The sequence below is a fragment of the Pseudoduganella sp. R-32 genome, assembly GCF_049913245.1.
In the GTDB taxonomy this organism is placed as follows: Bacteria; Pseudomonadota; Gammaproteobacteria; order Burkholderiales; family Burkholderiaceae_D; genus Rugamonas.
In genome coordinates, this window is record NZ_CP183987.1 from 6,591,032 (window position 1) to 6,604,994 (window position 13,963).

The following is a 13,963-nucleotide window of genomic DNA, read 5'->3' on the forward strand; positions in this document are numbered from 1 at the left end:
TAGTCGTTACCTCTTTGGTTGGGTCGCAGGTTACCAGAACTTGTAGTTGGCCGAGAGCGAGAAGACGCGGCCGAACAGGTTTTGCTGGTGGTTGTATCCTTCCCATCCGTTCGGGTCGTAGTACGGCCTCTTGTTGGTGACGTTCTTGATGTTCAGGCCCAGGTCCAGGTTCTTGACCGGCTTCCAGTTGAAGCCAAGGTTGACGGTGTAGTACGAAGGCTGGCCGCCGCACAGGTCATCCGGCAATGCGACGCCGCCGGCGGTGCAATTCTCCGGTGCGTTGTCGGTGTCGTATGCGCCAAATGCCCATTTGGCCTTGCCGGTGTAGTTCACGAACAGGCTGGTGACCAGGTTCTGGTAGGTCCAGTCGGCGTTGAAGGTGGCGCGCAGGCGCGGCGAATCGTAGTAACCGACGTAGTTGCCGGAGAAGCCGCTGCCGTCTTCGTAGTTGTAGGTTTCGCGCTTGCGGATGGTGAATGCGGCGCCGGTACCCAGCTTGCCGTATTCGCCCAGCGAGAAGCGGGCACGCGCATCGATGTCTAAGCCGTCCAGCAGGGTGCGGCCGCGGTTCGAGTAGGAATTGATCAGGCCACCCAGGTTGCCCACCGAGTACTTCGGCAGCGGGCCGGTGCAGGCAGCGGCATTGGCGGGATTGGCGCACATGGCGGCCACGGCTGCCATATTGGCGCGGTCGGCATCGGAAAGCTCGTTGCGGATTGCCTTGTCGGTGCCGGCCAGGCTTGGGCCGTACTGGTCGACCAGCGCGGTGAACAGCTGGTTGAAGTCCTGGCGCACGATTTCGTTGCGGCGGTAGACGAACCAGTAGTCCAGTGAAATGCTGACGTCCTTGGCCGGCTGGAGCACCAGGCCAAGGGTCGAGATCTTGGCTTTCTCCGGCGTCAGGTTCGGGTTCGGCGGGGTCAGGCCGCCCACGGTGGTCGAGCAGTTGGAATTGAGCAGGGTCTTGCCCAGGTCGCGGTCGGTCGCGGTGACAGACATCTGCAGCAGCTTGGCGATGGCGTTGGTTTCGTCGCAGCGCACGGTGTCGCGGATGCCGCCCACCTGCGCGAACACGCCGCCGCTGCCCGATTCTGCCAGGTTGGGGGCACGGAAGCCTTCCGAGTAGGTGCCGCGCACCATGATTTCAGGACGCGCGCGCCATTGCACGCCGACCTTCGGCGCAAGGTTGGCGGAGAAGTGCGGGTATTTGTCCAGGCGCGCCGCGGCGTTGACTTCCAGCGTGTCGGTGACCGGAACCACCACTTCGCCGAACAGCGCGCTGACGGTGCGCTTGCCGTCGAACCAGGAACCGCCCTGCTGCGTGATCAGGCCATTGGCGGCATCCGGATTGCCGGGAGTATCGAAGCTTTCGCGCATCAGGTTGGTGCCGAAGGCAGCGCGCACTTCGCGTTCGCCCAGCTTGAACAGCGTGCCTTCCACCTTGGCGTCGAAGGTAATCAGCTTCGTCCAGGACTGGATGTCGAAGGTCGGATACGCTTCGCGGATCAGGGCCGCATTGGCTTCGCTGATTTCGCCGAACTTGTAGGCCGGGTTGTCAGCGATATAGGTGCGGCCGGTGACCGGGTCCTTGGTGAAGGGACCGAAGGCTTTCTCGAAGCCTTTGGTATTCACGTTGATGGTCTGGTACAGGGTGGAATGGCTGCCTGCGACACCCAGTGCGGTTTCGAAGTCCCAGCTGCCGGCCAGGTGCCCCTTCAGGCCGGCCAGCACGCGGTAGTTGTCGTCCAGGTTCTTCTGGCCGAAGTGGCCAGCCGCATCCTGCAGGACGTAGTTCAGGCCCGCCGCGCCGCCCATCTTGGCGGCCATGTCGGCATCGAGCTTGCCTTTCAGGTAGACGTTGTTGGGGCCAAGGTAAGGGTAGCTGAAGGTGTTCAAGGTGGTGCCGGTATTGCGGGAGAACCAGTTGTTGGTGGTGCCGCTGTTGAAGCTGCGCGGGCCGTTCTCGCCGCGCAGCTTGATGTGGGTAAAGGCTGCTTCGGCAAAGAATTCCAGGTCTTCGCCAAGCTTCTTGCGGCCGGACAGGAAGCCGGTTGCGCGGTCGGAAGTCGGGCCGGTATCGATGGAGTACGGCAGGTTGTTCCACACGCAGCGTGTACCGGATGCTTCGGTGATCATGGTGGAACAGCCGGTCACCGCACGCTGGGTGCGGGCATTGTTCCTGGCCGGATCGAATACGAAGAAGGTGCCCGGGTTAGGCTGGCCCGGTTCACTGCCGACGCCGACGCGGAAGTTCGAAATGAAGTTCGGGTTGTTGACGTAGTAGTAGTCCGGGCGCTTGTCGTAGGTATCGGCCAGCGCGATGCGGTCGCGCTTGTACACGTTCAGGGACGCCATGAAGTTGTAGCCGTCGCTGCCGAAGTCGCCCTTCCCGTACACCAGGCTGGCCTGGTGCTCGCCGTAGGCCGACACCTCCTGCGAATGGTCGGTGCTGACCTTCGCTTCCAGTCCCTGGTAGTTCTTCTTGGTGATGACGTTGATCACGCCGGCCACCGCGTCCGAGCCGTACACCGCAGACGCACCATCAGTCAGGATTTCCATGCGCTCGATCGCCGCAGCGGGAATCGAGTCGATATTGACGAACATGGTCTGGAAGCCGGCCGGTGCGCCGTAGAAGGACAGGCGGCGGCCGTTCAGCAGCACCAGGGTTCCTTGCGCGCCGAGGCCACGCAGGTTCGCTTGCGAGGCGCCGTCGGAGCCGGTGAACATGGAACGGAAGTCTTGCTGGGCCGGGCGCGCGGCTGGCAGGTTGTCCAGCACCTGCATCAGGGTGCGGGCGCCCATGTTTTCGATCTGCTTGGCGTCGATGACCTGCACCGGCGATGCGGTTTCGGCGTTGATGCGCTTCAGGCTCGAGCCGGTCACTTCGACGCGGTGGATCTTCTCGCCTTTCTCGTCCTTCTTGTCATCCGCCCCGTCTGCCAAGGCCCCGCCAGCACATCCAATGGCTGCCAGCGCAGCGATCAATTTCTTCAGTTCCACTTGCATCTCCTTTTTTTAGTTTGCAAAACGCCCTCCCCGGTCCGAAGAGGGGTTCGTTCTTGGTGACGAAAAATGTGCGGTCAGCGCGTCTTGGCGGTGGCGCCTTCTGTGCCCAGCAGTACGGCATTGGCCCAGTTGCCGCAAACCTGGGCTGGCTGGGCGCCGCGCGCACCCAGGGTCCGCAGGCTGAGTTGCCGCAACCCGCGTACATCGATTTCCGGCTTGACGACGGCAGGCGCCGTCACCAGGCCGCTGTCGTACAGCAGGCGCTCGCTGCTCCAGACCTGGAATTGCAGGCCGCCGGCGCTACGGCAGCTGTCGTCCACGCCCAGGTCGGCGCGCAGGAGGTTCCAGCTGCCTTCCAGCTGCAGGTCGATGCGGCTGGCGGGGCCGACGCCCAGTCCCTTGCGGAACCACAGGCCGTTCATGCGCATGTCCTTTCCCTTGCCGGCAGGACGATCGCGTCCGACGCCTTTCGGCAATGGCAGGTCCGACAGGAAGCTTTGCTGCTCCGTGCCTTCCTTCGCACGATGTTCGAGGATGCGGAAGCTGGACAACGCGATCGGCCCCACTTCGGCCGGCTGCATGGCGTTGATTGCCTTGGCCGGCGCTTGGACGGCGGCCGTCACCATCGGGTCGGTGGAAGCCGCGCCTTCTCCTTCCGGGTTCTGCGTGCTGAGCACGCGGAAGCGCAGCAGGCGGCCAGCTGTGGCCGGGAAGCTGATGGTCTGCGTTTCCTTCTGCAGCTTCAGGCGGCCGGTGAAGTTCGGCTTGCCCCATTCGCCGTTCGTGTCGGCGATGTAGATTTCATAGTCCCGCACCTGGCCGTGCTTCCAGTGCTCGTCGTTGCGCGGCGCGATCTCGATGCCGTCGACCAGGCGGCGCTCGGTGAAGCCGATGGTCCATTCGTGGGCGCCGGTGCGGATCGACTGGTTGCGGGTGGTTCGGAACCAGGCGGCCTCTTGGTCATCGAAGGCGTTTTCAAGCGGGTGTCCAGGCTCCTCTGCGGGGCGGTTCACCACCAGCAAGGCGTCCGGCGGCAAGGCGCGGCCCAGTTCAGGAGCTGGCGGGAAGCTTCCGTCCTGTGCGGCCAGTGCTTGCGCGCCCTGGACGCTGATTTGCAGCGGCTGGCGGATGTCCTGCTTCGCAGTCTTTACGTACAGCGTGCCGGTGCGCTCCTGCGGGTCGTAATACCAGCCTTCCGCGGCAGCGTCATAGGCGGCGCGGTCCGCGCATGCGGGCAGGGTGCGGCTTGCAGTGGCGACCGCCGCCGGGCGCTGGCGCGTCAGCATGCGCAGGACGTAGCTTCGGCGTGCCTCCTGGCCCGCGTAGCTGCCTTCCACCGGGGCGATGTCGACACTCACGGCGCCGCCGGATTCACGCATGCGCAGGACCTGCCGGCTGAATGCACCCTTCTGGTACTGGCGCGTGTTGCCGTCGTCCTCGTACAGCGTGAACGAGGATTCGCCGTGCGGATACAGGTCCAGCGTCAGCACGTCCTTCGGTTTTTCGCCGTCGTACAGGACTTCCGGATACATCGGCAGGATGGCGCCGGCGCGAACGAAGAGCGGCAGCTTGTCGAGCGTGACCTGCAGGTCGATGTCGCGCCCCGCGGCGCCGGCCGTTGCCTGGCGCCCGTCCCAGTACTCGAACCACGTTCCCTGCGGCAGGTGGATCGCCTTGCGCCAGCCTTGCGACACCGCCTGGCTGCGAAACACGGGCGCTACCAGCACCTCGCGGCCCAGCAGGAACTGGTACTTGTACGCTTCGGTGAAGGCGGCAGGGTCGGATGGGTAGTCCCACATCAGGCCGCGCACCAGCGGCGCGCCGGTCTGTTCCGCTTCGTGCGCCAGCGTGTACATGTAAGGCGTCAGGCGCAGCTTGAGTTTCAGGTAGCGGCGGTTGATGCTGCGGTAAGGCTCGTCGAACCACCATGGATGCTTGCGCGCGTTGGCGGACCAGCCCGACATCCCCATCAGCACCGGCGTGAATGCCTTCCACTGCAGGTCGCGGGTATAGGTTTCGGGGCTGCCGCCAAAGATCGCATCCACGTCGCCGGTCGCATACGCCTGGCCGGACAGGCCGGAGCCCACCAGCGTCGGCACGTGCCAGCGAATGTAGTCCCAGCTTGCACTCTGGTCGCCAGTCCATGCCACCGCATAGCGCTGCGTACCGGCCCATCCCATCACGGTCCAGATGAAAGGGCGGCTGTCGGAATTGTCCAGGATGCCGTCGTAGGCCGACTTGTTGGCATCCAGCGAGAACTGGTAGCCCTTGCCGGTCCAGGCCACGTCCAGCTTCTGCACCCGGCTGCCGGCGGCGCCTACTTCCCACTTGATCTTGTCGACGCCGTTCTCGGTCCACAGGCCGGTGCGAAAGCCGTATTTCGCCAGGCCCTGCACGGTTTCCGGCAGGCTGGTGTAGCCGCAACCGTAGCCGTCGTTGGGCAGGATCCAGCCGCCCGGCATATCGTTCTCACGGTATCTCCGCGCCACCGAATCGACAACGTCCGGCGTCTTGCCGCTTGGGCCATCGCTCCAGCCTTTCGGCACAGTGCCCGGCTTCTTCACGTTGTCGCCGTCGTTGTAGCAATCGGCATCGCCGTATTCCAGCGCCCAGCGCGGCAGCATGCGCGCGCGGCCGGTCCACTCGGTGTAGCGCGCCAGCACGTCGCGCACATCCTTGCCGACGAAGTAGTAGGCATCGAAGCGCGGTTCTGCGTGCTGCAAGGCGACGACGTCCTGCTGGCGCAAATCATAGCTGCCGTCGGACCAGGTGTTGCGCAGCATGCCCCAGCCGCGCGAACTCATGAGAAATGGCGCCGGGCTTGGGCGGTCGCCCTCTTCCCATCCGCCCGAATAGGATACGGCAAGCTGGCGCCCCTTGAACTCGAAGCGGCCATTCTGCTGGCCGCCGCCAAAGAAGCGTTCCGCCTTGTCGCTGGACAGGGTCTGCACGCTGGTCCTGTCCCCCAGCTCCAGCGGCTGTACTTCGCGCCACAGCGGCTGCGTTTCACCAGCGCGGAACAGGCTGAAACGCAAGGGGTTGCGGTCGATGCGCAAGGCCAGTTTCGCAGTGCGCAGCAAAATGTGGTCGGGCTGTTCGCTTACGCTATGCTCAATATGCGCGGCCGGCTTGCCGATCACGATGGCGGCCGCCTTGTCCCCGGCATCGGTCAGTTTGCCTTTGGGGCCAGCCCAGATGCGCAGCACGTCGTCCTGCAGCAGGCTGACGCGCACGATGGCGCCGGACTCGGTCGCGAGGTCCCAGGACAGGCCTTCCGCGGCAGCGGCCGGCGCGGCAGCAATGCTGCGCAGTTTTCCGAGCGGGGCAGCCAGGGCGGCGCCAGTGGCCAGCGCCATCGCGGCAGCGGCAATTGCAGTGCGGGTGAGTCTCTTCATAAGCCTGCCTAAGGTGCAATATTTTTCGTTTTGACGGTCCTACTTTAGGAATAAAAGCAAAAAAGGTCAACAAAAAGAAAGGAAACTGCGCTATCGCACCCATTTTTCACGCAATTTACTTTCGTTTGACCCAGCAAATCAGCGCAATATCTTTCGAATAGTAGCTATCACGCAACGTAGCATGCTGAATTATGAACGCTTCACCACCGTTCCGGCACACTGTTCATCCGGCCAGATCTTTCGTTTGTCTTTCGCATTTGACTTTTCGAAATATACTATTTATGCTTTCAGCCAACGAATAACTTTTCTTTTTTCGATGACTACCCTCCTCCAGCGTGACCCGCAATCCTGGCGCGATATCCGCGGCCTCGATACCGCCGAAGAGATTACGCAGCAGCCGGCTCTGTGGCGCGAACTGCGCAGCAGCCTGCAAAGCCGCGCGGCCGACGTTGCCGCTTTCGTCGGCGGCTGCCTGCACGATCCGCAGCAGCGCGTGATCCTGACTGGCGCCGGCAGCTCCTCTTATGTCGGCGAGATCGTTGCCGATGAACTGAACGCGGCCTGGCCAGCGCAGGTGCGCGCCGTGGCCACCACCAGCCTGCTGACCCACCCGGAGCTCTACCTCGACCCGGACGCGCCAACCCTGCTGGTGTCCTTCGCCCGCAGCGGCAGCAGCCCGGAAAGCCTGGCCGCGGTCGACCTGGTGCGCGAGCTGGTAGCCGACGCACGCTTCCTGAACATCACCTGCAATGCGCAAGGCCAGCTGGCACGCAAGGGCGATACCGACGCGCGCGCCTTCAACCTGCTGATGCCTGCCGCCAGCTGCGACCGTGGTTTCGCCATGACCAGCAGCTTCACCTGCATGCTGCTGGCCGCCCTGTGCGTGCTGGGCAAGGGCGAATGGCAGGAGCACCTGGCAGCGCTGGCGCAGGCCGGCGACACCGCATTGCGCGACTGGGCAGCGCCGGTGGCCACGCTGGCCGCGCAGCCGGTACAGCGCGTGGTCTACCTGGGCAGCGGTCCGCTGGAAGCACTTGCCAAGGAATCCGCGCTGAAAATACTGGAACTGACGGGCGGCCGCGTGCTGGCCATGTCGAACACCGCGCTCGGTTTCCGCCACGGCCCGAAGTCGGCGCTGAACAAGCAATCATTGGTTGTGCTGTTCCGCAGCGGCAAAGCGCTGGCGCGCCGGTATGAGGAAGACCTGCTGCAAGAGCTGCGCCGCGAAGGCGTGGCAGGTTCGGTGATCACCGTCGGCAGCGAATCCGACGTCACGGTCGCAGCGCCCGCCTTGCCGGACGCCTGGCTGGCGCCACTGTGGCTGCTGATGGCGCAGCAATACGCCCTGCACCAGTCGGCCACGCTGGGCCTGGCACCCGACAATCCCTTCGCCGACGGCACCGTCAACCGCGTGGTGCAAGGCGTCACCATCTACCGCCATGACCAGTTCTGAGCAAACCGGCTATCACGGCATCGATATCGGCGGCACCAAGATCGAACTGGTGTCGTGGATCGATGCCGGCGGCGAACTGCGGGAAGTGTTCCGCGAGCGCGTCGCGACGCCGGGCACCGACTTCAATGAATTCGTCGCCGCGATCGGCGGCCTGGCGGCGCGCGGCGACGCAGCGCTTGGCCCGCAGGCTCCGGCTGCCGCGGTCGGCATCGGCCTGCCCGGCGTGATCGACAGCGCCACCGGCCGCCAGCTCAGCTCCAACGTGCCGGCCCTGAACGGGCGCCTGGTCGCCGCCGCGCTGCAGGAAGCGCTGGCGCGTCCCGTCGTCATCGGCAACGACTGCCAATGCTTCGCCCTGTCGGAAGCGCAAGGCGGCGCTGCAGCAGGCCTGCCCACCATGTTTGGCGCCATCATCGGCACCGGCGCCGGCGGCGGCTACTGCGTCGACGGCCGCCTGCAACGCGGCTTCAACGCCATTGCCGGCGAGTGGGGCCACTGGACGATTCCCGCGCCGCTGCTGGCCCTCTACAAGCTGCCGGTGCTGGACTGCCCCTGCGGCAAGCAGGGCTGCCTCGAGCGCTACGTCTCCGGTCCCGGCCTGTCGCAGCTGCACGCCCACCTCGGCGGCGACGGCGCACAGCCGCTGGCGATCGTGGGCCGCGCCAACAACGGCGACGCCCTGGCCGCGCAAGCGCTGGCGATCCACCTCGACCTGCTGGGCCACGCCATGGCCGGCCTGGTGCTGGCCTACGACCCGCACGCCATCGTGCTGGGCGGCGGACTATCCAAGCTGTCGCACCTGTACCAGCAACTGCCGGCCGCCATGCGCCGCCACCTGTTCCGCGGCGTGCAAACTCCGCCAGTGCTGGCGCCGCGCTTCGGCGATGCCGGCGGTGCACGCGGCGCCGCCCTGCTGGCGCGCCAACAAACGAACTAAGACGACGATGAAACAGCCTGCCCAGCTTTCCCCAGTCCTGCAAATCGTCGAGGCGCACCGCGCCGGCAACGCCGTCGGCCTGTACAGCGTCTGCTGCAGCCACCCCGCCGTGCTGCGCGCCGCCATGCAGGTGGCCGCGCAATACGGCACGCTGCTGCTGGTGGAAGCCACCTCCAACCAGGTGGACCAGTTCGGCGGCTACACCGGCATGCAGCCGGCGCAATTCCGCGACTATGTGCATCGCCTGGCGCAGGAGCAGGGCTTCCCGGCCGACCGCCTGGTACTGGGCGGCGACCACCTCGGCCCCAACGCCTGGCAGTCGCAGGACGCGGCCAGCGCCATGGCGCATGCCGACGTGCTGATCGACGCCTACGTGTCGGCCGGCTTCCACAAGATCCACCTCGATTGCAGCATGCGCTGCGCCGACGACGAGCCGGTGCTGAGCGACGAAACCGTGGCCGCCCGCGCGGTCCGCCTGGCCGTCATCGCCGAGCAGTCGGCGGCCCGCGCCGGCCTGCCGCCGCCGGTGTATGTGATCGGCACTGAAGTGCCTGTGCCGGGCGGCGAGGCATCGCTGGAACAGGCGCTTGCCGTCACCGCGCCGCAGGCGGCGCAGCGCACGCTCGAGGTGCACCGCCGCGCCTTCGCCAAAGCCGGCCTGCACGCTGCATGGCAGCGCGTGATCGCCATGGTGGTGCAGCCGGGCGTCGATTTCGACCAGGCCAATGTGCAGCACTACGACGCGGTTGCGGCGGCCGGATTGTCCGCCTTCGCCGCCAGCCAGCCCGGCCTGGTGTTCGAAGCGCATTCCACCGACTACCAGCGCGAAGCGGGCCTGCACGAGATGGTGCGCGACCACTACGCCATACTCAAGGTCGGCCCGGCCGCCACCTTCGCCCTGCGCGAAGGCTTCCTGGCGCTGTGCCTGATCGAGGAAGCCCTGCTGGGCAGGGAGCAGGCCTCGCGCCTGATGGACGTGCTGGACGAGGCCATGCTGGCCAAGCCGCAGCACTGGCAAAAGCATTACCTGGGCAGCGCCGAGGAACAGCGCCTGATGCGCCGCTACGGCCTGTCCGACCGCTGCCGCTATTACTGGGGCGAACCGGCAGTGGCCGCCGCCGTCAGCCAGCTCCTGGCCAACCTGGCCGGCCGCAGCATCCCGCTGCCTTTGCTGAGCCAGTACCTGCCGGAGCAAGTGCCCGCCGTGCTGCAGGGAGAACTGGCGGCCGCGCCGCAATCCCTGCTGGAACACAAGGTCGGCCGCGTGCTGGCGCAATATGCGCGCGCCTGCAGCGCCAACGCCGCTGCCGGGCACAGGGCTGCCGCCATCTGTTAAGCTCGACGTTTTGACAGCCAGCGACAGAAGACATGCGAAATACCAGCCAACGCCGCGAAACCATCCTGCAGGCGATCGTACAACATGGTTCGGTCCAGGTCACCGACCTGGTGGACAAGCTAGGCGTCTCCGCCGTCACCATCCGCAGCGACCTCAGTGTGCTGGAATCCCAGGGCCTGGTGCAGCGCAGCCACGGCGGCGCCCTGCTGGCGCGCACGCCGCCGACCGAGCACACCATCCGCCAGAAGGATTCGCTGAACCAGGCGCAGAAAGAGCAAATCGGCCTGCTGGCCGCACGCATGGTGCAGCCGGGTGACAACGTGATCATCGACTCCGGCACCACCACCATCTCGCTGGCGCGCCAGCTGCGCGACGCCAGCGACGTGACGGTGCTGACCAACGGCCTGAACATCGCGTGGGAGCTGGCCGACGCGCCGGGCGTGGACCTGATCCTGACCGGCGGCCGCCTGCGCAAGCAATCGCTGTCGCTGCAGGGCGCCCAGGCCGAAGCCTGCCTGTCGGCCTACAACTTCGACAAGCTGTTCCTCGGCGTCGACGGCTTCGACCTGCAGTTCGGCATCACCACCCACCACGAAGCGGAAGCAAACCTGAACCACAAGATGGTGGAGCGCGCCAAGAAAGTCATCGTGCTGACCGACGCTTCCAAGTTCGGCCGCGTCTCGCTGCACCGCATCGTGCAACTGGACCGCGTGCACACCGTCGTCACCGACGCCAGCATCAGCGCCGAATACCGCGATGGGCTGGAGAAGCGCGGCATCGAAGTGATCGTCGCGGAGTAAAGATGCTGCAAGGTCGCATCCTCACTCCCGACGGCTGGATCAACGGCAGCATCGCCTTCGATCAGCGCATCACCAGCATCACCGAAGGCCCCCCCGGCGCAGGCCTGACCATCCTCCCCGGCTTTGTTGACCTGCACGTGCACGGCGCCGCCGGCGTCGACATCATGGAAGGCGGCGCAGCCGGCAGCGTGGTAGCGCGCAGCCACGCGCGGCACGGCACCACCGCGCTGCTCGGCACCACCTTGACCGCCAGGGAGGATTCGATCCGCCACGCACTGCAAGGCCTGGCCGGCGTCATCGCGCAACGCCCGCAACACGGCGCGCGCATGCTGGGCGTGCACCTGGAAGGCCCGTTCCTGAACCGCCGCCGCCTCGGCGCCCAGCCGCCCGACGTGGTGACCGGCAGCCGCGCACTGGTGGAGAGCTACCACGCCATCGCGCCGATCCGCGTGCTGACCATGGCGCCCGAAGTGACGGGCCACCTGGAACTGATCCCGCACCTGAAGAACATGGGCATCCGCGTCCAGATCGGCCACAGCGCCGGCAGCTACGACGACGGCGTGGCTGCCATGCGCGCCGGCGCCGCCGGCTTCACCCACCTGTTCAACGGCATGACCGGCATGAGCCACAAGGAGCCGGGCATGGTGGACGTGGCCATGGCGCATGCGGAATATGCCGAGATCATTCCCGACCTGCTGCACGTGCATCCGGGCGCCATGCGCGCCGCGCTGCGCGCCATTCCGCGCCTGTACGGCGTAACCGACGCCACCTCCGCCACCGGCATGCCGGACGGCGAGTACGCGCTCGGCACCCAGCGCGTGTTCAAGTGCATGGGCTGCGTGCGCCTTGCCACCGGTTCGCTGGCCGGCTCCGTGCTGACCATGGACCAGGCCTTGCGCAACTTCGTCAGCCTGGGCATGGACGTGGCGGAAGCTTCGCAGCGCTTGTCGCTCTTCCCTGCCGATTACCTGGGCGAGTCGCAGCGCGGCCGCCTGGCGCCGGGGGCCTGGGCCGACATCGTCGTGCTGGACCAGTCCTTACACCCCGTGGCCGTCTTCGTTGAAGGCGAGGCCATCCCGCTCTCATAACCATACAGGAGATCCAATGCAGGCCTTATCCATGCGCTATTTACTGTTTATCGCCGGGATGGGCGGCCTGCTTTACGGGATCGATGTCGGCATCATTGCCGGCGCCCTGCCTTACCTTGAGTCGACCGCCTCCGTCGCGTGGAAGCTGAGCGCCCAGCAACTGAGCTTCATCGTTGCTGCGGTGCTGCTCGGTTCCGTGCTGTCTTCGCTGTTTGCCGGCGCCATTGCCGACGCCATCGGACGCCGCTGGGCGATGGTGCTGGCCGGCGCCCTGTTCACCATCAGCATTCCCCTGATCGCGCTGTCGGACGGCTATACCCCACTGTTGCTGGGGCGCCTGCTGCAAGGGATCAGCGGCGGCTTGATCGGCGTAGTCGTGCCTTTGTACCTGGCCGAATGCCTGCGCGCCGAGCAGCGCGGCCGCGGCGCCGCCCTGTTCCAGCTCCTGCTCACCATCGGCCTGGTGGCGGCAGCCTTGATCGGCCTGGTGCAGGCGCGGCATGTCGAAGGCGCGACGCAAGCCGCGCAAGCCTTGGCGGAAACCGCGCGTGCCGCCGCAGTCTTCGACGCCAAGGATCACGCCTGGCGCAGCATCTTCTGGATGTGCCTTGCGCCGGGCCTGGTATTCACTTTCGGCAGCGCCTTGCTGGCTGAATCGCCGCGCTGGCTGGTGCAGCGCGGCCGCAGCGAACAAGCCCGCACCGCCCTGCTGCGCACCCGTGCCGCCGCCGAAGCCGATGCCGAACTGCGCGACATGCAAGCTGCCGCCGGCCTGGCCAGGCGTGGCGCTGCCGCTGCCGGCGCCGGCGAGCCCACCGCGGGCGACATCGCCGCCGCGCGCGGCGTGGTTGCCGGCCGTGGCGGCGCCGCTGCCACGGCCGCCGACGATCCCCTGCTGAGCCGCCGCTACGCCCTGCCTTTCCTGCTGGCCTGCCTGGTGCTGGCCTGCACGCAGGCGACCGGCATCAATTCCGTGCTGGCCTACGTCGTCAACATCCTGAACCAGGCCGGCCTGCCCGGCGCCACCGCCAACATGGCCGACGTCGGCCTCAAGCTGCTGAACGCCGTCATGACCGTGGTGGCCGTGCTGCTGGTCGACCGCAAGGGCCGCAAATTCCTGCTGATGCTGGGCAGCGGCGGCATCGTGGTCGCCCTGTTGGCCGCTGGCCTGCTGTTCCGCAGTGCGGAGAGCGGGCAGCGCGACGTGAGCGCCATCGTGGCAGCGCTGGCCAGGGGCGATACGCTGTCGCTGCGCCTCGACGCAAGGACCCTGAAGGCGCTTGGCGCCCAGCCCGGTGCCGATGCCGATGCCGCGCCGCAGCTGCTTACCGTGTCCTACTCCTACGGCCCGTTCACCAACGTGCAGACGCGGCGCAGCGACGACCCGGCACTGGCGCCAATGGTGCTGTCGCGCGACGACACCGTGCAGGCGGACAGCGTGATCGGCGCCTTCTTCCGCCGCCTGCACCTGAATCCCTTTGCCGACCCGGCAGAAGGGCGCAGCGCGCCGCTGAAAATACAGCAGGCACAGCTCGGCGCCCTGCCTTCGGCGACACACGGCTGGCAAGTGACGCTGGCAATCTGCCTGTTCGTGGCCAGCTTTGCCGTCGGCCCCGGCGTCTGCGTCTGGCTCGCGCTATCGGAGCTGATGCCAACCCGCATCCGCTCCAACGGCATGAGCATCGCGCTGCTGGTCAACCAGTTCGTCTCCACTACTATTGCGGCCGTGTTCCTGCCGACCGTTGGCCGGCATGGCTACGCGGCGATGTTCTTCTTCTGGGCTGGATGCACGGTGGTGTACTTCCTGGCCGCCGCCTTCCTGCTGCCGGAGACGAAAGGCAAGACGCTGGAAGAGATCGAAGCGCATTTCGCGCGTTGAAAGGCGTTGCACGCCTGGGGCAATTGCGTCACCATGGCGCTGCAATTGAGCCCCCCGGCGCTGTCGCTG

At 66.3% G+C, this 13,963-nt stretch carries 8 protein-coding genes; 6 read left to right on the plus strand and 2 right to left on the minus strand.

Annotated elements, in window-relative coordinates:
* Positions 1 to 30: 30 nt before the first annotated feature.
* Both ACN9MU_RS30175 and ACN9MU_RS30180 read right to left on the minus strand, forming a co-directional pair.
* Complete coding sequence (locus ACN9MU_RS30175) at positions 31 to 3,006, minus strand: TonB-dependent receptor plug domain-containing protein (RefSeq protein WP_426319520.1); 2,976 nt, start codon at positions 3,004 to 3,006, stop codon at positions 31 to 33.
* 74 nt (positions 3,007 to 3,080) lie between these two features.
* Complete coding sequence (locus ACN9MU_RS30180) at positions 3,081 to 6,401, minus strand: TIM-barrel domain-containing protein (RefSeq protein WP_426343869.1); 3,321 nt, start codon at positions 6,399 to 6,401, stop codon at positions 3,081 to 3,083.
* Positions 6,402 to 6,717: 316 nt separating this feature from the next.
* Here ACN9MU_RS30180 and ACN9MU_RS30185 point away from each other — a divergent pair, with 316 nt between their 5' ends.
* The 6 genes from ACN9MU_RS30185 to ACN9MU_RS30210 are packed head-to-tail and all read left to right on the plus strand — an operon-like array spanning position 6,718 to position 13,894.
* On the plus strand, positions 6,718 to 7,854 hold the full coding sequence (locus ACN9MU_RS30185; RefSeq protein ID WP_426319522.1) for an SIS domain-containing protein: 1,137 nt from the start codon (positions 6,718 to 6,720) through the stop codon (positions 7,852 to 7,854).
* A complete protein-coding gene (locus ACN9MU_RS30190; RefSeq protein ID WP_426319523.1) occupies positions 7,841 to 8,791 on the plus strand; it encodes an ROK family protein in 951 nt (316 codons plus the stop codon). Before ACN9MU_RS30185 ends, ACN9MU_RS30190 begins: the two co-directional genes overlap by 14 nt.
* A 7-nt stretch (positions 8,792 to 8,798) precedes the next feature.
* Entirely contained in the window at positions 8,799 to 10,127 is a 1,329-nt protein-coding gene (locus tag ACN9MU_RS30195; protein WP_426319524.1) for a D-tagatose-bisphosphate aldolase, class II, non-catalytic subunit, read from the plus strand.
* A gap of 32 nt (positions 10,128 to 10,159) precedes the next feature.
* Entirely contained in the window at positions 10,160 to 10,927 is a 768-nt protein-coding gene (locus ACN9MU_RS30200; protein ID WP_426165722.1) for a DeoR family transcriptional regulator, read from the plus strand.
* Between the two features lie 2 nt (positions 10,928 to 10,929).
* Complete coding sequence (locus ACN9MU_RS30205; protein WP_426165724.1) at positions 10,930 to 12,015, plus strand: N-acetylglucosamine-6-phosphate deacetylase; 1,086 nt, start codon at positions 10,930 to 10,932, stop codon at positions 12,013 to 12,015.
* Between the two features lie 16 nt (positions 12,016 to 12,031).
* On the plus strand, positions 12,032 to 13,894 hold the full coding sequence (locus ACN9MU_RS30210) for an MFS transporter (protein ID WP_426343870.1): 1,863 nt from the start codon (positions 12,032 to 12,034) through the stop codon (positions 13,892 to 13,894).
* Positions 13,895 to 13,963 lie beyond the last annotated feature (69 nt).

Excerpts from the sequence above, each read along its gene's own strand:
- ACN9MU_RS30180 (WP_426343869.1), bottom strand. The coding sequence starts at position 6,401 with ATGAAGAGACTCACCCGCACTGCAATTGCCGCTGCCGCGATGGCGCTG.
- ACN9MU_RS30175 (WP_426319520.1), bottom strand. The coding sequence starts at position 3,006 with ATGCAAGTGGAACTGAAGAAATTGATCGCTGCGCTGGCAGCCATTGGA.
- ACN9MU_RS30210 (WP_426343870.1), top strand. The coding sequence starts at position 12,032 with ATGCAGGCCTTATCCATGCGCTATTTACTGTTTATCGCCGGGATGGGC.
- ACN9MU_RS30205 (WP_426165724.1), top strand. The coding sequence starts at position 10,930 with ATGCTGCAAGGTCGCATCCTCACTCCCGACGGCTGGATCAACGGCAGC.
- ACN9MU_RS30195 (WP_426319524.1), top strand. The coding sequence starts at position 8,799 with ATGAAACAGCCTGCCCAGCTTTCCCCAGTCCTGCAAATCGTCGAGGCG.
- ACN9MU_RS30190 (WP_426319523.1), top strand. The coding sequence starts at position 7,841 with ATGACCAGTTCTGAGCAAACCGGCTATCACGGCATCGATATCGGCGGC.
- ACN9MU_RS30200 (WP_426165722.1), top strand. The coding sequence starts at position 10,160 with ATGCGAAATACCAGCCAACGCCGCGAAACCATCCTGCAGGCGATCGTA.
- ACN9MU_RS30185 (WP_426319522.1), top strand. The coding sequence starts at position 6,718 with ATGACTACCCTCCTCCAGCGTGACCCGCAATCCTGGCGCGATATCCGC.